General features: G+C 41.4%; 23 protein-coding genes. 8 read left to right on the top strand and 15 right to left on the bottom strand.

Annotated elements, in window-relative coordinates; genetic code table 11:
- Positions 1–355: 355 nt before the first annotated feature.
- The 7 genes from efeB to V7K79_RS16005 all read right to left on the bottom strand — a co-directional run bounded on the left by efeB (position 356) and on the right by V7K79_RS16005 (position 7,492).
- Positions 356–1,615, bottom strand: coding sequence for an iron uptake transporter deferrochelatase/peroxidase subunit (gene efeB / locus V7K79_RS16035; protein WP_335048997.1), 1,260 nt, complete (start codon positions 1,613–1,615; stop codon positions 356–358).
- A gap of 241 nt (positions 1,616–1,856) precedes the next feature.
- Positions 1,857–3,047 (bottom strand): iron uptake system protein EfeO, encoded by a 1,191-nt coding sequence (gene efeO / locus V7K79_RS16030; RefSeq protein WP_335048996.1) that lies wholly within the window; start codon positions 3,045–3,047, stop codon positions 1,857–1,859.
- Between the two features lie 31 nt (positions 3,048–3,078).
- Complete coding sequence (efeU, locus tag V7K79_RS16025; protein WP_335048995.1) at positions 3,079–3,912, bottom strand: iron uptake transporter permease EfeU; 834 nt, start codon at positions 3,910–3,912, stop codon at positions 3,079–3,081.
- A 190-nt stretch (positions 3,913–4,102) separates the two neighbouring features.
- Complete coding sequence (locus V7K79_RS16020; RefSeq protein ID WP_335048994.1) at positions 4,103–5,371, bottom strand: MFS transporter; 1,269 nt, start codon at positions 5,369–5,371, stop codon at positions 4,103–4,105.
- Positions 5,337–5,810, bottom strand: coding sequence for a MarR family winged helix-turn-helix transcriptional regulator (locus V7K79_RS16015; RefSeq protein WP_335048993.1), 474 nt, complete (start codon positions 5,808–5,810; stop codon positions 5,337–5,339). Before V7K79_RS16015 ends, V7K79_RS16020 begins: the two co-directional genes overlap by 35 nt.
- 19 nt (positions 5,811–5,829) lie before the next feature.
- On the bottom strand, positions 5,830–6,684 hold the full coding sequence (locus V7K79_RS16010) for an ABC transporter permease (protein WP_335048992.1): 855 nt from the start codon (positions 6,682–6,684) through the stop codon (positions 5,830–5,832).
- Positions 6,641–7,492 carry an ABC transporter ATP-binding protein gene (locus tag V7K79_RS16005; RefSeq protein ID WP_335048991.1) on the bottom strand — a complete coding sequence of 284 codons (852 nt, stop codon included), beginning with the start codon at positions 7,490–7,492 and terminating at the stop codon, positions 6,641–6,643. Before V7K79_RS16005 ends, V7K79_RS16010 begins: the two co-directional genes overlap by 44 nt.
- Positions 7,493–7,898: 406 nt before the next feature.
- Between V7K79_RS16005 and V7K79_RS16000 the strand changes: the two genes are divergently transcribed.
- The 3 genes from V7K79_RS16000 to V7K79_RS15990 are packed head-to-tail and all read left to right on the top strand — an operon-like array spanning position 7,899 to position 8,819.
- Positions 7,899–8,375 carry a hypothetical protein gene (locus tag V7K79_RS16000; RefSeq protein WP_335048990.1) on the top strand — a complete coding sequence of 159 codons (477 nt, stop codon included), beginning with the start codon at positions 7,899–7,901 and terminating at the stop codon, positions 8,373–8,375.
- Positions 8,376–8,392: 17 nt separating this feature from the next.
- Positions 8,393–8,530 carry a DUF6883 domain-containing protein gene (locus tag V7K79_RS15995; RefSeq protein ID WP_335048989.1) on the top strand — a complete coding sequence of 46 codons (138 nt, stop codon included), beginning with the start codon at positions 8,393–8,395 and terminating at the stop codon, positions 8,528–8,530.
- A gap of 19 nt (positions 8,531–8,549) precedes the next feature.
- Positions 8,550–8,819, top strand: a complete 270-nt coding sequence (locus V7K79_RS15990; protein ID WP_335048988.1) for a DUF4926 domain-containing protein — start codon at positions 8,550–8,552, stop codon at positions 8,817–8,819.
- A 314-nt stretch (positions 8,820–9,133) separates the two neighbouring features.
- On the opposite strand, the gene V7K79_RS15985 is transcribed toward V7K79_RS15990, so the two are convergent.
- Both V7K79_RS15985 and V7K79_RS15980 read right to left on the bottom strand, forming a co-directional pair.
- Complete coding sequence (locus V7K79_RS15985; protein ID WP_335048987.1) at positions 9,134–9,823, bottom strand: SAM-dependent methyltransferase; 690 nt, start codon at positions 9,821–9,823, stop codon at positions 9,134–9,136.
- A gap of 46 nt (positions 9,824–9,869) precedes the next feature.
- Positions 9,870–10,436 carry a protein-tyrosine phosphatase family protein gene (locus V7K79_RS15980; protein ID WP_335048986.1) on the bottom strand — a complete coding sequence of 189 codons (567 nt, stop codon included), beginning with the start codon at positions 10,434–10,436 and terminating at the stop codon, positions 9,870–9,872.
- A 15-nt stretch (positions 10,437–10,451) separates the two neighbouring features.
- Here V7K79_RS15980 and V7K79_RS15975 point away from each other — a divergent pair, with 15 nt between their 5' ends.
- From V7K79_RS15975 to V7K79_RS15960, 4 genes are all read left to right on the top strand, one after another.
- On the top strand, positions 10,452–10,592 hold the full coding sequence (locus V7K79_RS15975; RefSeq protein ID WP_335048985.1) for a hypothetical protein: 141 nt from the start codon (positions 10,452–10,454) through the stop codon (positions 10,590–10,592).
- Positions 10,593–10,964: 372 nt separating this feature from the next.
- Positions 10,965–11,174, top strand: coding sequence for a DUF2997 domain-containing protein (locus tag V7K79_RS15970; RefSeq protein ID WP_335048984.1), 210 nt, complete (start codon positions 10,965–10,967; stop codon positions 11,172–11,174).
- A 39-nt stretch (positions 11,175–11,213) separates the two neighbouring features.
- Positions 11,214–11,600, top strand: a complete 387-nt coding sequence (locus V7K79_RS15965; protein ID WP_335048983.1) for a DUF1257 domain-containing protein — start codon at positions 11,214–11,216, stop codon at positions 11,598–11,600.
- On the top strand, positions 11,600–12,061 hold the full coding sequence (locus V7K79_RS15960) for a ferredoxin (RefSeq protein WP_335048982.1): 462 nt from the start codon (positions 11,600–11,602) through the stop codon (positions 12,059–12,061). Before V7K79_RS15965 ends, V7K79_RS15960 begins: the two co-directional genes overlap by 1 nt.
- Before the next feature lie 126 nt (positions 12,062–12,187).
- Here the strand turns inward: V7K79_RS15960 and V7K79_RS15955 are convergent, their stop codons facing one another.
- The 3 genes from V7K79_RS15955 to V7K79_RS15945 form a co-directional block, all read right to left on the bottom strand.
- Entirely contained in the window at positions 12,188–12,472 is a 285-nt protein-coding gene (locus tag V7K79_RS15955) for a YiaA/YiaB family inner membrane protein (RefSeq protein ID WP_335048981.1), read from the bottom strand.
- 276 nt (positions 12,473–12,748) lie between these two features.
- Positions 12,749–14,356, bottom strand: coding sequence for a DUF4335 domain-containing protein (locus V7K79_RS15950; RefSeq protein ID WP_335048980.1), 1,608 nt, complete (start codon positions 14,354–14,356; stop codon positions 12,749–12,751).
- A gap of 250 nt (positions 14,357–14,606) precedes the next feature.
- Entirely contained in the window at positions 14,607–15,212 is a 606-nt protein-coding gene (locus V7K79_RS15945) for a DUF3038 domain-containing protein (RefSeq protein WP_012406938.1), read from the bottom strand.
- A gap of 741 nt (positions 15,213–15,953) precedes the next feature.
- Between V7K79_RS15945 and V7K79_RS15940 the strand changes: the two genes are divergently transcribed.
- Complete coding sequence (locus V7K79_RS15940; protein WP_335048979.1) at positions 15,954–16,883, top strand: molybdate ABC transporter substrate-binding protein; 930 nt, start codon at positions 15,954–15,956, stop codon at positions 16,881–16,883.
- Between the two features lie 337 nt (positions 16,884–17,220).
- Here V7K79_RS15940 and V7K79_RS15935 read toward each other — a convergent pair whose 3' ends face one another.
- The 3 genes from V7K79_RS15935 to V7K79_RS15925 all read right to left on the bottom strand — a co-directional run bounded on the left by V7K79_RS15935 (position 17,221) and on the right by V7K79_RS15925 (position 21,316).
- The gene (locus tag V7K79_RS15935) at positions 17,221–19,659 is read right to left on the bottom strand and encodes an endonuclease MutS2 (protein ID WP_335048978.1); all 2,439 of its coding nucleotides are present in this window, start codon (positions 19,657–19,659) and stop codon (positions 17,221–17,223) included.
- Positions 19,660–19,842: 183 nt separating this feature from the next.
- The gene (locus V7K79_RS15930) at positions 19,843–20,139 is read right to left on the bottom strand and encodes a DUF2288 domain-containing protein (RefSeq protein WP_335048977.1); all 297 of its coding nucleotides are present in this window, start codon (positions 20,137–20,139) and stop codon (positions 19,843–19,845) included.
- Positions 20,140–20,278: 139 nt separating this feature from the next.
- Positions 20,279–21,316, bottom strand: a complete 1,038-nt coding sequence (locus V7K79_RS15925) for an AI-2E family transporter (RefSeq protein WP_335048976.1) — start codon at positions 21,314–21,316, stop codon at positions 20,279–20,281.
- Between the last annotated feature and the right edge of the window lie 71 nt (positions 21,317–21,387).

Here is a 21,387-nt window from a genome sequence, read left to right as displayed (position 1 = left end):
ATGCCATGAGACTGCCCCCAATCTGAGATCAATAGTTTTCAAAGACAGCATACTACTTTATATTTGTCAACTCAAATTGAGATGCGCTTACCCTGCGTCTATAGCAAGGTTATTGCTCATCATGCTCACCTATCAAAACGATCTAGTATTTAAGATTGTGGCTCAGAAACAAGGCTAATATCTACTATCATAACTAAGATTGTTTTGAGCCAATTTCAAATACCTGCGATCGCAATAACTATTAAGCGAATAAAGTGCAGTTAGCAGGTGGTAACATCTGCAAGTGACGCGATCGCTTTTGCCAAATCTTTGTGATTACAGCCTGCTAACCACCGTCAAAAAATTAAAGATAAATCTACACTTCTAGTAATGACTGACCGAGATAACCTCCTTCAGCCTTGACACCAGGTAAAGCAAAGAAATACCCACCACCAATGGGGCGAATATACTCCTCCAAAGGTTCTCCAATCAAACGATTTTGCACTGTCACAAACCCTTTCTCTAAATCAGCTTGAAAACAGACAAACAACAAACCCATATCTAATTGTCCAGATTTGTCAAACCCGCGTGAATAATTGAAACCACGCCGCAGAATCAAACTTGACTCTGATTTACGTGGATTAGCAAGGCGGATATGAGCATTTAGAGGAATTTGTTTACCTTGAGGATCTTGCTGGTAATTGGGAATATCTTTCTCGTACTTCATTCCCAAAGGTGCGCCGGAGTCCTTAATGCGTCCAATAATTGTCTCTTGTTCCTGTAATGGTGTACGATCCCAGCGTTCGACTAAGTTGCGGATTACTCGCACCACTTGATAGCTTCCTCCTACTGTCCAAGGGGGTTCACCATTGTTTGGCTCTACCCAGACAATTCGGTTCATCAATTTGTCGTCACTAGCATTTAAATTTGCCGTTCCATCTTTAAAACCAAGCAGGTTACGCACCGTAGATTTGCCTTGTTTTTTGTGGGTATTTGGCGGCAGAAATCCAGTTATTTGCCAACGCAAAGTTATCAAGTCAGGCAAATTCTTAATGATGTCGCGTAAAGCGTGGAGATTCGATTCTTCAGTATTCGCACAGAATTGTAATAGTACATCCCCATGACATAAATCTGGGTCAAGCTGGTCATTGGGAAAATTGGGCATCGTATCTAACCGCTTGGGTTTCAAATTGGCGAGTCCAAAGCGGTTATCGAACAGTGAGTTACCCACAGATAGGGTGATTGTCAGGTTATTGGGAGCAATGTTCGGGCCCATAATCCCAGAATCACTAGGTGGAAATTTGGGGTCGCGCGGCTTGGGTGTTCCTCCTGCCATGAGAAACTGGATGCGCTCAGTTAAAGTTTTGAACAACCGCACTAAATCCGCCTTATTTGTAGCAGTTGTATCAAATGCAACCATCAAACCCGAAGCCGGAGTCGGAGTCAGAATACCTGCTTGGTGAGGCCCAAAGAACGGCACGACCTCTTCAGATGGGTCAAGAGGCGATCCCAGAAGAGTACGATAGCCCAAAGTCGTCAAGGCTGCTATTCCACCTGCTGCTGCCATGCCGATTAACAAGTCACGACGGCCAAGCTTGGGAGTAATGCGTAAACTTGGTTGCTTTGTGATAGACATAATTTACTCCTCTAGGAATTCGTAAAAGGGGCTGGGGAAGGTGGGGCCCCCTCTGGGGATAAGGGGTAATGGGGATTAGGGATTGGGGTAGTGGTAATCAAACGAAAAATTATGTCCGGGGCTTTAACCCCTCCCAAAATTAGGACATGTTTTCCCAGTCCCCAGTACCTCCAGCGGCGTTCGTTCCCGCCATTAACATAAATGTATATTGGGGGACTCCTCGCCGCGACCAGTTGATCAATTAGTTAACGCCCAGAGTACCGCGCAACTGAGATAAATCTTCAGAAAGGGCGGCTATTGCTGTTTTCATATCTTTTTTATCTGCTTCACTCACTTTGTCGTAGGTAGCAAAACCACCATCAGGGGTTTTGTATTTAGCAAGTTTTTGGTTAACTTTGGTGAAATTGCTATCTACACGCGTCAGCAAATCTGGGTTGGCTTTTTGGATAACGGGGCGCAATAACTCCACAATCTTTTGGGAACCCTCTACATTGGCGCTGAAGTCCCAAAGGTCAGTATGGCTGTAACGGTCTTCTTCCCCAGAGATTTTGGTAGCAGCTACTTCTTCAATCAAGTCAGCAGCACCGCCAACCATCTTTTTCGGTTCAATTGTCAAGGTAGCAATGCGCTTTTGTAAGTCTAGTCCATCTTTCTGTAGCTTTTCGGCAAAAGGTTTCATGCCTTTTGTAGTTTTGTCTTGAAATAAAGCTTTCTCTATACGATGGTATCCAGTGAATTCGGGATCGGCCTCTTTTTTGGCAAAGTCATCAGCACGGGAATCCATCGTTTTATCGAGATCGGAGAACAGTTCAGCTATCGGTTCTGCACGTTCCCAGTGAGCATGGGTAGAGGGATAGAGTTTCGTAGCTTTAGCAACGTCTCCTGCAATCACGGCATCCGTGAAGGTCTTGTTGTCTGCCACTAGTTGGTCAGTTTCTTTAGTGACGTAGACTTTGTATTCTGCGATCGCACCGACTAATTGACCTTGATCTACAGTTGTCTTAGCTTGAGAATTTCCTCCTCCTACTTTTACAGTGAGTTTACCTTTGGGATTGCTGCGTAAACCGCAAGCCATATCATATTCACCCGGTTCTAGATTGGTTTTGAGTTTTTGAACGAAGCCAGGAGCAATATTTTCCTTTTCCTCAATAACTTTCACCCCAGATAAAATCTCCCACTCCAAAGGTTGGCTGCTTTTGTTGGTCAGCACAAAGTTGTTTTCCCCAGATGCTAATGTCAGCTGATTGGGTTCGCAACCTTTATCTGTCACAGTCAAAGCAGTTTCTGTAGAATTGTTAGTAGAAGTATCACTGGCTACTTTTGCTTCTGGAGAATTATTCGTAGAAGTATCGCTTGATTTCTTGGATTCACAGCCAGCTACTGTCAAAGCAATTAGACAGATAATTGTTGAATATTTTAAAACATTTTTCATTGTTATATTTTCCTAAAAATTATTGAAGTAGCTAGGAATGCCTTGCTGTCGTCTTCTGTTCAGCGTTATTTCCTAAGAAGAAGAACAACATAGTAGGAATTAGATAGGCAAAATAGGCGATCGTCTCGCTGACAGTCGGGGTATCGTTATAACCAAAAAATCCCGTCAAAAGTGAACCGAGAAACCCATTTTTGGGAAGTACCCCGCTAGCATCGAATACCACTGTTTGTAGTGAATTCCACACTCCGGCTTCATGGAAAGCTCTCACTCCACTTGCTAAAAGTCCAGCAGCTACCACAATAATGAAAGCTCCTGTCCATTTAAAAAATCGCTTCAAGTTGATGCGGATACCACCCTGATAGATGCCTACACCGACGGCTAGTGCGGCTGCATATCCAAACAATGCCCCCACAGGAGCTTGAATTCCCAAATTTTGCTGAAACGTGGCTAGCAAAAACACTACTGTTTCCAGACCTTCCCGCAGTACTGCAAAGAATGCCATCCATACTAGTGCTATACCCCATTTATCCCCTGACTGTATGGCAGTTTCAATTTGAGAGTGTAACTCGCCTTTGATAGAACGAGCAGCACGGCGCATCCAGAAAACCATCCAGGTGAGAACTCCAACTGCGACGATGGAAATCACCGCTTCAAATAGTTCCTGTTCTTTCTGCGGAAACTCCTGACTGGTTATTTGCAAAATAATTCCAGCACCTAGACAAAGAAAAGTCGCTAGTGCAATGCCAATCCAGACTGACTTCATCAAATGGGTACGTCCAGTTTGCTTGAGATAACTGGCAATGATCCCCACGACAAGTGCAGCTTCAACGCCCTCTCGGAACATGATCAAGAAGGGAAAAAGCATGGATAACCTTATTAGTTATAATTACTATCAAATCATCATGAGAATAATAACTTACTTGAGAACATTTGTATATAAGCGCGAGTCATAAAATCTTTAAAATCTTAGAAGAATAAATTTTCCGTTTCATTGTGATTATTGTCTCTTGCTAGGGTGGGATTTTTATTACCTGATGTTTAATAAATAAATACTTTTATTTATACTCTTGTAAAGCCCCTAACTTGCGAATTCCAGGCCAAATCATAGCTGTAGCAATCACTACTACAATTGTGCCAATTCCACCGCCCACAACAGAAATTACCGGGCCAAATAAAGCAGCAGTCAAGCCTGATTCAAAGCCTCCTAATTCATTCGAGGCACTAATAAACACGCTATTAATAGCAGCAACCCGACCACGCAAATGATCCGGTGTTCTGATTTGAACTAATGTATGGCGAATCACAACGCTAATACTATCTAGTGCGCCACCAAGGATCAGCATCAACATAGACAGCCAAAAGGAACGAGAAAGTCCAAAGATAATTGTGACAATCCCAAAGCCAACCACTGACCATAATAAGGCTGGGCCGGCTTTACGCAACGGAGGTAAATACGCCAGGGTAATAGCCATAGTAAAAGCACCAATGGAATGGGCTGCTTGTAGATATCCCAACTCCACTGGGCCCACGTGTAAAATATCTTTGGCAAAAATCGGCAGGAGTGCGATCGCACCACCCAACAATACAGCAAACATATCCAATGTAATCGCTGCTAAAATTAACTGATTTTGCCAGACAAATTTAGCACCAGCTGCAAGTGCTTTAAGTGAGATTGGCTCAGTTGTGCGGATGGCTTTTTGCTCTTTAATCGGTACTGTAAAAATAAAACACAGCAACGCGGCGATCGCTGCTGCTATATACACTCCTGTAGCACTTCCCAACAGCGCAATCCCAAATCCTCCGAAGGCTGGGCCGATGACTGCGGCTAACTGAAAGCTACTACTATTCCAAGTTGCTGCATTGGTAAACGCACTCAGAGGTATCAACTGCCACATTAGAGCATCACTTGCTGGTCTGAGGAATGCTCTAGCGACACCTGTTAATACCAAGCTGGCGTAAATTAGAAAAATTGCACCTTTAGTATAAGAAAGTACTGCCAAAGCTAGGGAACAGAGAGCTAGCAGCATCATTGACAATAACATGATCAGTTTGCGATCGCGGCGATCGGCCACGTGTCCGGTAATCAAGGTGAGAGCAATCATTGGCAATACTTGCGCCAGTCCCACACCACCTAGAATTATCGCTGAGTTAGTCCGCTCATAGAGTTCCCAGCCGATGGCTACAGTTTGCATTTGCGACCCTATGGACAGTACCAGCCGTCCAATGGTAAATAGCCGATAGTCTCGAAACTTAAAAGCTGCAAAGGGATCGTGCTGTGCAACTTCAGAGTTATGGGGCTTTGAGTTCTGTTTTCTCGAAGACATTTTTTAGTAGAGTTAAGCCTTCTTCAATATTGGAAATTTGGTCTTCTGTAAGACCTTTGAGCAAGTCGGTAATATGAGCGCGAGTTTGATCTTGGGATTGCTTGAGATGGTGCTTTCCATCTTCAGTTAAATTGAGCAGCACCCGCCGCCGCTCTTGAGGATGAGGGATGCGTTGCACGAAGTCGCGTTGTACCAGACGTTCTATGGTTGCTGATGCCGTGGCAGAGGTGACACCTAAATGCTCTGCCAAATCAGATAATGAAGCACCAGGATTACGATTGATAAATGCCAGCGATCGCAACTGAGGTATAGATAAAAAGGCGGCACTATGGGCACGCATATCCGCTCGGATAAACCGCATCACTAATGGAACTGTCTCCATTACTCTAGCGGCACATTCTTCGGAAGTTGCACCTTGAGTAGGTTTATCCAAGGTCATGGGCTTGTTGTTCTCCTAGTTACATGGCCACCCGTGGATAAAGCTTTCCACCAATGATGGCCAAAATTATTAATGTTAATAAGAGAATTGTACAATCCAGACCAAAGCCATAGACGCTAGTACCATTTAGCAGCATGGTGCTGCGTAAGCCATCAACCTCATAAGTCAAGGGATTTAAATGGGAAATGAACTTTAACCAGTTGGGCATCAATGAGATTGGATAGATGGCATTGCTAGCAAAAAATAACGGCATGGTTAACAATTGTCCAATACCTGTCATCCTTTCTCGGCTTTTCACCAAACAGCCAATGATTAATGAAAAAATGCAAAAGGAACCCGCACCCAGCATGACTATCACTAGTACTTGGAGAATAGCTAAGGGATTGAGATTTAGTTTGACACCTAATAAAAATGACAATCCGTAAATGAATATTACTTGAGATAAGCACCGTACCCCACATGCCAGGGCTTTACCCAACACCATCGCCACACGGGGGGTAGGACTAGCTAAAAATTTATGTACAATCCCTAAATCTCGCTCCCAGATTAGCGTCATCCCACCACTAAAAATTGCCACAAACAGAATACTCTGAGCCAAAATGCCAGCAGAAATGAAGTCCAAATAGGGTAAATTCCCTGTAGGAATTGCGCGAGTGCGGGAGAAAACTTGCCCAAAGATCAGGAGCCATAAAGCTGGTTGCACCGCTCGAACTATTAAATCAGTTGGATCGTGGCGGAGTTTACGTATTTCCAACTCAGCGATCGCCAGGGTTTTTGTAACTAGCTCTTTAATTGCAGAGATTAAATTTACTCGGACGGTGGGTGGTGCTTTAACCCAACCGTTGAGCAGTACGTCTGGTTCTTGCTGTGTCACGGTAGTTGACTCCTGATGTTAACTGGTCGCCTGTATAGTGAATAAAGACATCATCCAAAGTGGCGTCAAGCTTACCTAGTGAGGCTTTTAAGTCGCTTGGTGTACCCATAGTAACGACCTCACCGTGCTGCATAATCGCCACTCGGTTACATAAGCTATCTGCTTCTTCTAAAAAGTGGGTTGTTAAAAATATAGTTGTGCCGTAATCAGCACAGAGTTGTAGTACAAGCTGCCATACTTGAGTTCGAGCGATGGGATCTAGTCCGACAGTCGGCTCATCAAGAAACAGAATTTGGGGTTGATGTAAAACTGATATGCCAATTTCCAGCTTACGAATCATTCCACCAGAGTAGTTACGTACCAAACGTTTCGCCGCATCTTGCAAACCCATGTATTCTAGAATTTCATAAATGCGGCGATCGCGTCCTTTGGCAGGTATTCCATACAGCTTGGCGAATATTAAGAGATTTTCGTAACCTGTGAGACTACCATCAGCAGAGAGCGCTTGAGGGACATAGCCGATAGCCCGTCTTACAGGATTAGATTCACGAGCTACATCATAGCCAGCTAAGGTTGCTTTCCCTGCACTGATAGGCAGCAAGGTTGTCAACATTTTAATAACTGTACTTTTCCCTGCGCCATTGGGGCCAAGCAATCCAAATACTTCGCCTTGTTCCACAGATATGCTCAGGTTATTAACTGCGGTTAACTTCCCAAAACGGCGTGTGAGTCCCTGAGTTTCCAAAATCAACAGTTTTGGTTCGCTAGGAGGTTGCGATCGATTTATTGTTCCCGTCAGTATTGTCACAAGTTTGATGCACCAGTAGTACTTAGTAAAACTAACTATTAGCTTCTCAATATATTTGTCTGAAGTCAATACACTTGTTACAGAAATCTGAATTAGAGTAAAAGGAAACTCAGTAGAGTGGCGGCGAGGTTATTGAAGGGCAAAGTATCACTGACAGCGATCGCAGTCTACCCAGCGCCTGTAAGTTCATTGTCAATTTGTGGAATTAAGGTAACAGCTTTCAGTATTTTCCGTTTTAGCTGATTGGTATAAAAGTTAATTATGCTTTATTTATATGAGTTTTTACGTTGTAAAAGAGTTTTTTAATCGGCAATTTTGATTGGTAATTTTGATTTTAATCATAAAAATATATTTGTTCTAATTTGGGAACACTAAAAATAATACTTGAGTACTGAACAGAGTCTGTATGGCAATAAAGGATGTTCTCGCAGATTTCCAGGGAGATGATTTCGTCCCTCCTAGAATCATTCGTGCTACTCGCAGTTTTAATCGTCAAGGTACTTCACTTTATTACTATATTTATGGTAAAGATTCTGATGGGCTTGTTGCTGGTCTAAAATTAGACTTCTTTAGAGAAGTTCGCTTTACTAACTTTAATAAACCTCATCCAGTAGAGAAATATAAACCTTATTTTGATAAATTTATTTCTGGATGGTCTTGTAGCCACGATGATGTGTTGCAATGTTTTGCATCATCGAATTCAGTAACAAAAGTGCAATTAGACAAGATGGCTAAACATTGGGAAATTCCTGTAGAGCGATTTATTAATACTTTATTACTTGCATATATGTTGTTGTGGGATGCTGAGGATGATGGCTGGCTTGATAGCTCTGATTGGGATGGCGGAGATTTCAGGGGTTGCTTACCTCCACTAAAGCGATGAAGCGTCTTGCAAGTTAGGTGGTATGGGAATTTGAACAACGTTACATACTAGATTTTACGCTCAAATGGCAAGATAGAAGTGCGACCATTCGCAGTGGTTGGATTATCGAAGAAGGTTCTGATGTCCCAAGATTAATAACCTGCTATCCTCTGTAATATTTGGAAGTGATACAAGATGACTAAAAGTACAATCAAGTTGCTGGATGTAGTAGCACTGATAGTTGATTTACCTGAATACAATCTGTATCGTGGTCAAGTTGGTACAGTAGTAGAATTATTAGCTGGTGGCGCTGCATTTGAAGTGGAATTTAGCGATGCCTACGGCGGGCTACGCCAACGCAACGCCCGGACTTATGAATCTATTGGTTTACGCCCAGAGCAAATTATGGTGTTACATTTTGAGCCAGCATCCCCTGATTCAGTACGGTCAATGGTGACAGCATAAGTGGTTTGTGCCCAGGGCGATGCCTACGGCTGGCTACGCCTACGCAGCTTTATCAGATATTCTGAAATAAAATCATATCTATAAACCTTTTGCAAAATATCCGATTATGGCGATCGTTGTTTCCCTTAGACCAGAATTAGAAGCACGACTGCGCGAAAAAGCTGCACAACAAGGACAAGATGTTAGCTACGCTCGACCATATTAAACATATACCAGCAAAGCGATCGCATCTGGTAATTTTGAGCGATCGCATTAAAACCGCATGGTTATGAGATTCTATCGCAATGATTATACCAGTTCTCTATAAATATAAATTATATAATATCTCTAGTTATCTTCAACATCTGGTTTCCACCAGGCTGTAGTTCGTATTCAACCTTTTGAATATCTATCTTGTAACCCTTTAAAGTGTAATATTTAACTATTTCATCTAAATGTTGTGAATGTTTCCACATTAAAGTGATCAGGGGAAATATTCTAACTTCTTTAGCAATACGCAACATTTCACCTACTGAATTTAGGTGAAAATCGTAATCGAGATGATCTGAATATAAAAATAATAAATGCGAACAAAGAGCTATATCAAACTCTTGATCATCGTAAGCCAATTTTGGCAATTCACCGACTCTGTATCTGTTACTCTTTTTGCCAGTCTCATAATCAGACAAAAATTCTCGAATAACTTTGACTCGATTGTGCCGCAAATCATCCGGGGATTTATGATAGCTCCATACCCAATCATTTGATGTAGCCTTCATTTGATTAATGATGTTATCTACCACTTCATTAAATCTTTTCAATATTTCATCACTAGAAAATTGGTATAGTGGATCAATAGAAACAACACTTTTACCGTGATGCGTCATTTCTGTATTAAAGCTTGCTGGCCCATCCCCAATCCCAATGATTTTTTTGTTTAAATCTGCATTTGTTAAATTGAATATTTTTATGTATTCATCCATTGATCTTCCAAAAGGAACTACTTGATCTAGAACCATTGCCATAAATTTTACCTTGTAAATATACTGATTAAACAGGATAATAGTAAACTTAAAATGTTTTATGCGCTAGGATACGGCAATCATTCAAAAGCACATCAAGTTCTTTTACAACTGTCAAGGGATTTCTAGCTATAAAGACAGCAGCGATACCTTCGGTAAGCTTCGCTAACGCAGCTTCATAAGGATTTCTACCTGTTCTATTGACAGCATTTATTGCAGCTTGATTTGATAATCCTCTGGCACTAACTAGCCATGCCGCTAACACATGTCCAGTACGTCCAATTCCACCAGAACAGTGTACAACTACTTTCTCATTTTGTTTGTCTGCTTCTATTAAGAAAGGAAGTATTTTCTGTGTGAGGGTTTCTAAATCAGATAAATGGAAATCTGCAATTGGTGTCCAACAAACTAGCTGATTCCCAAATTCCTGTTTGTATATGCTTAGAAGATCGGAGTAAGAAGCAAGCTGTTGTTCATCAAGAAGACAGCAAACACGCTTAATATCTTGGCGCTTCATGAATTCTATCCAATCCTGAACATTCTTGTCGGTGTATCCAGGTCGTGCAGCACCAAAGACTATTCGCTCTTTCTCCCAAGCTAGGGCAAACTTGTACATATTTAACTGTCTAGGTTGAGGTTAGTCAATCTCACCAATGGCAGAAAATGGCGATCGCAGTTTAAAAATTCCTTTACACCAATGCTAGCTAAAGTCACTAATGGCTACGTAAGTATACCCCACCATCTTGCTGTAGACCTGACACTACGCTTGTGAAAAATACTAATATATTAAGCTAAATGGAATGGTAAAAATAAATTTTTTCAATAAATTTTCTATTTTTGTGAATTATCTTGCTGGCCATATTACGTCTAATGCTTGTTTTTAGGACTTTTGCAGCTTACTTAGCAAGCTTCAGTAGTTACCTTGACTAATCAATGAGGTTAAGAGAAACTAACTAAATCCTGATGTATGTGCTTATAATATTAATAACTTTTGTAAAGATTATGATATATATATGTTGAAATATGGAACATTAGTTAACAAATGGCAAGTTCGTACCTAAATAAAAATGTTCCTATGGCTATATTTGTAGCCTTCTGCCAAGGCAGTAAAATTTAAACGTACTTATTCTGGTTGGCCAAAAGAATGGAGACATTAGAGTTCATAATCTATCCAGACGGTCGGGTACAAGAGAAAGTCACTGGCATTGTGGGTGCATCTTGCGCTGAGGTTACAGCAGCAATAGAGGCACAGTTGGGGCAAGTACTTAATCATGAGCCAACCTCAGAATATTTCGCCGCGAAGGTGCAGCAATCTAATCTGGCGAATGCACACACCACTTACAGCGATTGGTAAGTTTTCACAGTAGTTTAGCGTTATTAATTCACAACCACCATGTCACACTTTAGCCAAATTAAGACTCAAATCCGTAACCTTGATTCTTTGAAAGATGCTTTGACTGAATTGGGCGTAGACTGGAAACCTGGCCCACGCGAAGTTCGTGGCTATCGCGGTCAAACCCATCCTGCCGAAGTTAGTATTGAGCAGGAAAATGGCTATGACATCGGTTTTAGATGGAATGGCAAAGAATATGAACTGGTGGCTGACTTACAATATTGGCAGCAAGACCTATCTGTAGATGGATTTTTGCGCCAGGTAACACAGCGTTATGCTTATCAAACAGTTGTGAAGGAAACCGCTCGTGTTGGTTTTCAAGTTTGTGAACAACAAAAAAATAAAGATGGTTCAATTCGCCTAGTAGTACAGCGCTGGAGTGCGTAATGGCTGATTTTCTGCCGTCGCCGGAAGAACAAGAAGAGAACCGTTCCGGTTTGGAACCAGAATTAGGGGGTTTTTTACGGGATGCCCCAGAACGTTCTGGTTTAGAACCGGAATTGGGTGGTGTATTTCGCCAAAATGGTGTTTATGTTGATGAAATCACCTGTATAGGTTGCAAGCATTGCGCTCATGTCGCGCGTAACACCTTTTATATTGAACCAGATTACGGGCGATCGCGCGTAGTTCGGCAAGATGGGGACACTGAGGAAATTGTTCAAGAAGCAATTGACACTTGTCCGGTTGATTGCATTCACTGGGTTGATTACACTGAATTAAAAAAGTTAGAAGAAGAACGCAAATATCAGGTAATTCCTTTAATAGGTTATCCTGTAGAAGAGGCAGTTGTTGCTAGCCAACGTCGGCGTAAAAAGCAAAATTCAAAAACCAAAAAATCCCGTTATTAAGATAAAAACGTTAAATCAATATAATAAAGGACTGGTATATCCAGTCCTTTTGTTTTTTGTTATGTACTTAATTTCTGATGCAGGGATAATTTTGAATTTGGAATTGCCTGTAAGGGCTAACTTCCTTCATTTTAAATTTAGAGGATCGTGTTGTGAAAGTAGTTTTTCTACTTTTGCCTCGTCTAACCTAGCAGTTAATCTTCTAGTTTCATGCAAGTCTCTAGTAGTTTTTGCCAAAGTAAAAGTTGAGCCAACAGAGAAAGCCATACCCATACCCATAAAGCCTTTCACCCAGCCATTTACAGGTAAGTTTACAATGCCGAAGGTGGTCATAGAAATAGAAATCACAAAAGCTGCCCAAGTTTGAATAACCCAAGCTGCACTGTCCTTTTGGCTACCAATTGTTTGCATATTTCCTACCTTTGATATGACTTATTAATATCAATTCTTTATTTGTAATTAAGAAGTGTAAGATTTCATTTGGGTTTCCAAACTTATATCTATAGTTTAGTTTTGGAGAATTGATGTTAACAGTAATTATATTTACTGGTAGGTTTACTGGTATTAATAGTAAGACCAGTTTCATAACTGGACTTTAATAGGTAAGCTCAATAGCAATTGTAGTCAATAGAAACTGGCACAGGATTTGTACCAGTTTTACAAGTGGCATTAAAAGGATGAGTTTACTTATTGATCTGGAAAAGTCTGTACCTTGCCATCAGGACTGAGAACAACTCGAATTCTGACATTTTGTCCATTTTTATTGGCAGAAACAAAAGGTTTGCCAACTTCAGGCATCCCAGCGTTATCAACGAATTCTCTTGCTGCCTTATTAAGGGGGAAAATTCGTTCAATTGTGCCGTCAACACCAACTATCAAACTGTACTCTAATGTTTGTCCCAGTCCAGTAGGTGGTTGCCAGCGCTTTGTTAGGTATTCTCTAGCTTCTGCTACTTGAGGTGTGTCAAATAATGTGCCAGTAGCTACTTCTCTGGATGTGGGGTTTTTACCTGCGTCCCCTAATTGATCGATAAAGGGATTATTCTGTGCAGTCCCAGAGGAGGGAGGTTGTGAAGCAGGTTTTTCTCCAGGAGAAGATTGCTGTAAGGAACGGATTCTTTCGTCTAGCTGTTGTGAGGTTAGTGAGGAGGGTTGGGTTGGCGTATTGACACGATTATTATTGGGTATGGTGTCAAGAGATGGAGGAAGGACTGGTGAAATATTAGTTGGTAAACTGCTTGTGTTAGAAGATAGTCTGGGTGGCAAATTCCGCAGTTGAGGGATAGCACCAGTACCGCTTTGGAGACTTGACCCGGTTGAATTCTGTCCCAGATTTGGTAATATGGCAATTTCCTGGCCGGGGATTTTCTTGGATGGTGCAATCGCTTGATTATTAGGAAGGGTTGCAGTCGTCCCCTGAGGTATTGTCAATGTATTTGGTGGCGGTGCAGAGAAACTACTAGAACTAGGCGCACTTAGAGGTGCTTGGGATAAAGTGGATGTGGAAAGTGGAGGGGTAGAACCTAGCAAATTATTTGATGGAGAGGTTAGCCCAGGTTCAGGCGTAGGAAAGTTTAGTGAGGATGAAGGTTCTAGAGCAGTCTTTACTGCTGCTGAATCTGGTGTTTTGGCTGTCTGCTGTTGCTTTTCTCTAATATTGTTAGCATATTGCCAAGTAACTGGTAAAAAACCTATACCTAATACTAAGACTGCGGCAACAGGTGCCCAAGCAGGGAACCTTAGAATCGAACCTGTGCTATTGAGAGTTGGAAGTGCCATCACATCAGTTGAGTATTCATCTAAAGCACTTGCCAAATCAAATAGTTGTAGCAAACTAAGTTGAATTACTGGGCCAGATGAATGGTTGGCAAGAGAACCAAGAAATAGGTTGTGAGTTAAATAGCTGCTTGGTTCTAAGTGGATATTTGCCCCTGGAATCTGGGCACTAAAGGCATTTAATGTTTTTGTTGAAGACTTTAGTTCTGGCTCATCCACTGCTGTGCTTGACTTTTGAGTACTGGAGAAACTGACCCAAAAGCTTTCTGGAGACTGTTGGAGGAATTGCTGTACATAGTTGGTGACAGCATCACATAAAGCTTCGAGTTGTTCGCGATCGCCCCGAATTGGAACTCTGTGTTCTTCTGCTAGTCGGGGATCGTCAAAACGTAGCTCAAAACTCAAATGTTTGAGGACAGTTTTCCCCATCCAACGAGACAGAGGTGAGCTTTGCGCGAATACTTCTAGCGTGCAAGTCGGTGGGGTGTAGCAACGAATAACAGAATTTGATAGAGGCATGACAGGAACTGCGAAGAAGACTATATTGGGATTTTGCAAAAATTGAGCCAGTTGCTTGCAAACAAAAGTTGCAAAGGTGGATTCCTCCACTCAGAAATTTGTCAGGTTCCTTTCGTTATTCAAACTGGCGTAGCAAGGAGGAAGCATTACTGATAGTGCATTGCCCAAGAGCTAATGACCATCAAAAGAGTTTCCTGACCTAGCAAACTTTTCAAAACGAATTTTGGTTAAGGAATTTCAAATCTAAAATTTAAAATTTTGTTGAACGGTCTATAAGTGCTAGCCAGAGACGGCGATGCCCACCAGGAGCGCTGTAAAAAAGTAAATCTACAAGCAGTTTTAGGGCCAGGTTGGTTAGTAAATCCGTTGAGATTTTCTCGTCCTCTTCCATCCGCTCTTGGTAGGTATTGCAAAAAGCATCAATATAGTCTCCAAGTAAAGCAGCCTGGTGAGGTTCCCGGTTATTTTCTGCCATTTGTTCTAACAGACCGACAGCGCGGCGAATCAATTCCTGGTGCTGTTTGGCTAGGTAGCAGATGATCAAAACAAGCGATCGCGCTTCTTCGACATCTAGCTTTTTTCGCCCTCCTTGACCTTTGCGTAGAGGATTTGATTGGCGCAATCGCCATAAAGCTACGCGGTCTGGCACTCTTGACTCTAAATTCAGATCGGTTGCCGCCGAAAGCATTGCCTCTGAACCAATCCCAGTTAAGGTTTCTAGCGCCAACAGCACCAAGTCTAATTGGGTTTTGATATTGTCCCATTGAACTGTGTTTGGGGCTGGAAGCTTGATTAAATCCTCCCACTGGGAATTTGGAGTGGCTGAGTTGGCGGCCGAGTGCATAACTTTTAGCATAGGTGATCGAGCTGATAGAGGATGTTGCTGTTACCCATTTTGAAACCAGACTCTTAAGAATCAAGCTTGGTTTCCCATAAGCTATGAGCCAGAGGCTTCAGCTAGCTTTGTTATGTGGTAAACAGTAGGTATCTTTGTCCTACTCTAGATGAGAATTTATTTTCGACAAAGTAAAAAATTATCAATTCTAATTAAGGTTTTCCCGACTTTCGCTGTTAGCTCCGTATCAGAGTATAAATAAACTATTGTTTTAAATGCTAACTGCTAACGATCGCTAAGTAATTATGTAGAATACCTCCTAATTTGTTTGCGGTTTTAAATTTTGAAATTTCTTGATATTTATTACTTGGTCTTAATCTATACATAATTACTCTACAAATATTTTACCTGTTTGCTTAAGGCACTTTTTACTGCTGGACATTATTCCAACTTAGTTTTACTTGTGTGCAGCCTGTTATTTCAGTATAGGCTGGGCGACATCAGGACGATTGACGCCTCCATGAATAAAACTGATGACAAACTTAAAAATTTAATAAAGTCAGCATTTGGAAATATTGGATGATTGATTTAATCCAACTTAGTTGGTACTATAACTTTAATCACAAACCACACACACATCAGAACTCATTTATAAAGTTAATGGGCAGAGGTAATACTTTAAATATTTACTAAAACCCACACTGAAGCATGGGTTGCAGATCATTCACCTAGTAAAAATAGCAACGCAATAATATAACAATTATGAAAAAGCATTTTTTTGCCTTTTCACTGATAGCTTGTGCTGTTAGTGTCGTTCTGCCAACTCAGGCATTTGCAGTTAAGCTATATGCTGCTGGTAGTTTGCGCGATAGTCTCACAGAAGTAGCTGAATCTTTTAACGAAAAATATGGAATTCCAGTAGAAACACGCTTTGGCCCATCTGGTCTAACACGAGAATTTATAGAACAAGAATTTTCCAAAACAGGAAAATCCGCAGATGTTTTTGCCAGTGCAGATATTGATAATCCTCAGACATTGTTTGAAGAAGGTTTAAGTGAACCTGTAGTGAACTTCACCAGCAACCGCATCACGGCTGTTGTCAGATCGGGACTTAATATTACATCAGATAATTTGTTGGACTTTTTGCTAAAACCTGAAATCAAGGTGGGAACTTCAACGCCTATAGCAGATCCATCTGGTGATTATGCATGGCAAATATTTGACAAAGCCGATCAAGTTACACCTGGTAATTCTCAAATTTTGAAGAATAAAGCTTTACAGTTAGTAGGTGGTAATCCTAATGCTCCTATAGTTCCTAATGGCAAAAATAGTTTAGTCTATTTTCTCCAAGAAACAAAGCAGGCAGATATATTTTTAGCTTATTACACCAGTGGTAAGACTGCCCAAAAAACAGAAGGTGGTGACAATCTGCAAATAATAGAACTACCTGACTATTTAGCAACCAAAGCTGATTATGGATTGACTACACTGAAAAACACCGACCCCGATGGAAAAAAATTAGCTGAGTATATCCTGTCACAAAAAGGGCAAGAAATTTTAGCAAAGTATGGATTTAGCTCACCCTCTACTTCTGTTCCCGAACATCAGGGAGCAGGTGGAATTCTACTGGCTTTAAGTGTAGCTTTAATCCTGCATAAAAAACAATTAATTAAATCAGACCATCATAGGTAGAAAACTTCTTACCTAATTTTGTCTTGTTCTGATTCAAATCAATCTGATAGTACATTCAATAAGGAACCAATATGTTTACAGTCACGTGAATGATGGCTATACCGATAAACTATTGTTAGTAATCACCAAAGTTCCAGAACCAATAATCTCATGTTTCTTGCTAGTTAGCTGACAATTATTGCCGGATATTTCATTATCTTCATCCTAACTTTGGGTAATGAAATATAGCAGTTTTCGCTTGAATACAGACCACTGTTAGGGCACAGCATTCCTGTGCCCTAACAGTGGTCTGTATTCCATGCAATTGAGAACCGCTATAGTTACATTTATTGCTACTTTATTTTATATGAACAACGGTAACACCACTGCCGCCATCTGCTTGTTCTGCTGGTTCGTAGTTGTTCACTCTGGAATGATGTTGCAAAAAGGCGTGAACTCCTTGTCGTAGCTTACCAGTGCCATAGCCGTGAATAATCCAGATTGGGCCTGTAGCTTCCGAAATGGCTTTGTCTAAAATGTATTCAGCATCAGCCACCCGTTTACCACGCAAATCTATGGTATTTTGGGAAGTCCGAATTTCTGGGACACTTTGCGGTGGCGGGGTTACTACTGCTGGGGCTGGTTTGGGTTTGACGACTGGTTCGGCTTTTTGACCATCTAGAGATTCTACGTCTTGCAACTTTACAGTCATCTTCATTAGCCCAAAGCGAACGCTTAACTCGCCATCTTCATCAGGGGCGGTAATCACATCCGCGAGCTGTCCCAATTTTGGAATGCGGACGCGATCGCCTATTTTAGGCATAAACCCAACTTTTGGTTTTGCTGGCGTTACTGGCTGATATTGCTGACCAATCTGATTTAAAGCGTTGGTTGCTTGCTGCGCCTCTTGGGCTGTGGGCGTACCTTTCTGCAAACGGCGGATTACTTGGGCAATTTCACCTTTTGCTTGGGCGATCGCTTGTTGCACTGCTACTTCCTGTGAAGCCCGCAAACTGCTTTCCCTTTCCTCCAAACTTGCGGCTTTTGCGGATACTTCTTTGTATAAACGTTCTGCTTGTTGCAACAAAACTTGGGCTTCCGCAGCTTTGGTTTCTTGGCGGCGGCGTTGCGCTTCTAAGCCAGCAATCACCTGGTTAACTTCATCTGTGGCTTCTCCAACTTGGGTTTTTGCCTCTTGTACAACTTCTGGTTTTAATCCCAAGCGCAGGGCAATGGTTAGAGCATTAGAACGTCCAGGTATGCCCCACAAGAGACGGTAAGTAGGTGAGAGAGTACTTTCATCAAATTCTACAGAAGCATTTTCAAACCGATCGTCTTCATATTTCAGGGCTTTTAATTCCCCGAAGTGAGTGGTGGCAATAGTTAGCTGGGCATGGTTGGCGAGATATTGCAACAAAGCGATCGCTAAGGCGCTACCTTCCACTGGATCGGTTCCAGCACCAACTTCATCAAGTAATACGAGTGATTGGGGGTTAGGGATTAGGGATTGGGGATTAGGAATTTCCTTTTCCCCAGTCCCCAGTCCCAAGTCCCCTGTTCCCAATGCTTCCAAAATCCGACTAATTCGGCGGATGTGTCCAGAGAATGTGGATAAACTTTGCTGTAAAGACTGTTCATCACCAATATCTGCCAGCACTTTATCAAACCAAGGTATTTCCACTGGTTCGCGGGCGGGAACAAATAAACCCACTTTGGCCATTAATGCTGCTAAACCCAAAGTTTTTAAGGTTACAGTTTTACCCCCAGTATTTGGCCCGGTAATTGTCACCACCCGAATTTGCGGACTAATCAGTAAATCGACAGGAACTACTGGTTGCCCTTGTTCGTGCTGTTGTTGCCACACTAACAGAGGATGTCGTAAGTTCCGCAAGGTAATGATTTCCCTGTCTCCACGCTGGATAAATCGTGGGGGGTTCGCTCCTAGCCAATAACTATATCGCGATCTAGCGGTTGCCAGATCCAAAGTGGTAGCGATCGCTAATAATCTCTCCAAATCTGGTTTAACTGCGGCTACTTGTTCTGTCAAAATGCGGCGAATCGTTTCTTCTTCGGCTTGCTCTCTCCTGATGATCTGCCGCAGTTGGTTGCCCAAGGGTACTATTGAATTCGGTTCCACATACAGCGTAGCCCCGCTAGTAGAGGTATCGTGGACTATACCGGGGATGGCATCTTTTTGGGGTGCTTTTACAGGAATAACAAAGCGATCGCTCCGTTGCGTAATCAGCTGTTCTTGAACTGCTCCAGATTTTGCCTGCAAGATATTTTGCAGTTTTTGAGTAATTTGAGTACGTAATCGCCGCAAGTCTGTGCGAATTTCGCCCAGTTTTTGACTCGCACGGTCAGTTATCTGGGCCCGTTCATCTATACAACGGTGAATTTCCTGTTCTAGTTCTGGATAAGTCCGTAAATCGGCAACCAAATCAGTCAATATCGGCAAATCTTCCTGATTGTTAATCACACGGCGCAAATTTCTAGCACCAGCGAGGGTGGTGGCGATCGCTAACAGTTCATCTCCTGCCAAAACTCCACTACGTTCTGCCCGTTCTAAGGAATCGCCAATATCTTGAATTCCTTCAAATGACAATCCTGTAGTCAGGCGAGTTTCCAGTTGGTAGACTTCTTTGGTTTGGTCTAACAACTCTTGGCTTTGGATCTGAGAATCGGGTATTTTCAGATGACGCGCAGCTGTCGCCCCCAGTTTCGTTGCCGCAAAGGTGGCAAGATGCTGGCAGAGGCGATGCCATTCTAATAATTCTAAGGTTTCAGATTGGATCAAGGTTTCAACATCTAATCTGAAATTATGGTAACAATTCTAGCTCCTAGATGGATAAATCTTAAAGGAGAAAATTTTCCTTTAATTCAATCAGCCAGATAGTCCGTGGTACTAGCTAAGTAATAACTGACACAATAGACTCTCTTTTTTGAGAAAATATGTTATCAAAAACAACAGAAAAACGAATTAGGCAGCAACTATTTCTTGAACCAGAACGTAAGGTTGAACGATGAGAGTATTAAATCGTTTAGTGCGCTCGCCATTCCATTCTCCCACTTGTACTGTCGTAGGTTTGGTAATCAATTGTTTATCAATCCATTGTTCCACTGATGGAATGTTATCACCGGCGATCGCTACTCCAACATCCACCAAGTTTAGCTCAAGGTCTACCAAAATTACTGCATCTCTTTGTACATGAGGAATTAGCCACTCCCACTCTGCCTCATCCAAAATTTCTGTTAATTCCGCTCTTAAATCCGACATTACTTCTCAATGTTTATTTGTAGATGGCTATTTTTACATTATTCCTTAGTTCCCAGTTCCTGACAAATGATTAAGCGCAAAGTCTGAGCGGAGGAAACCTCCGATCAGAACTTTGTAAGAGAGGACTAATGACCAATAACTAAACTTCTGATTTCATTTCATCAATTTCAAATAAAGACACAATTACTCCAGCAATGGGAATAGATATAAAAACACCTAATAATCCTGCTACTCTAGCACCTACTAGTAAAGCAAAAAATACTACTACAGGATTAAGATTCAGCGCGCCCTGCATAATTCGAGGCGCAATCAAGTTATCTTGTATCTGCTGGAGGACAATACAAGCTATTAATACTTTTACTGCTAACCAAACACCTTGAGACAATACAAATAGAGTAACTGTGCTTACTGCTAATGTCGCACCTATACCAGGGATTATATCAACAACTCCGATGATTATTGACAATATCAAAGCAAAAGGCACTTTTAATAGTAAAAATACTAAAAATGTTGAAATTGTTAAAAATGCACTTAATAGCAACTGACCTCTAAAAAATCCTAAAAAAGACCTCCTGATTATATTTGTAAATCTATTACGACGCTGCTTTGGTACTATTTTTAAAATAAAATTCCACAGGTTTTCTCCATCTAATAGCATGAAAAACGCTACCACTGCAATCAAGATAAAAGTTATAAAATTTGTCATTAACCCCTGTAAAATAGCTAAACTATTAACAAGAGTTGATATAGCCTGATTTCGTAATTGTTCTTCAATAAAACTTAAATCTATTTGGAAATTACGGTTTTTTAACAAACCTTCTAGTCCCTCCAATAAAGGCACTAAGGAGTTTACAAATGCAGTGATACTATCAATTAATTGTTGTCCTTGAGATAAAACTGTTAAACTCACTGTAATTATCACACCGCCGATAATTACAATACTGAGCAAGAAAATGACACCAACAGCTATGCCGTGGGGCAAAAAACGCCGCAGCCCTTGTACAGGATAACTGAGCAAAAAAGCTAAAATTGCCGCAAATGTAAAAATAACAATGACCGATTCAAAATAAGCTAAAAGTTGTACAATTGCCCAGCCAGAAGCAACTAAAAGCAAAAATCGAACTAATGCCAGATTATTTAATCGCTCCCAAAAACTCTTGGTTTCAAAGCCGCTCATAATAATTATTAATACTCGCTAAAGGCGAGAAGCAAGCTACGTAATTCATAATTCATAATTCATAATTAAGA

Origin of the sequence: Nostoc sp. (assembly GCF_036917575.1) — a bacterium.
Lineage (GTDB): Bacteria > Cyanobacteriota > Cyanobacteriia > Cyanobacteriales > Nostocaceae > Nostoc.
Note: the sequence above shows the minus strand (reverse complement) of the source record. Positions and strands in the feature narration are given on the sequence as shown.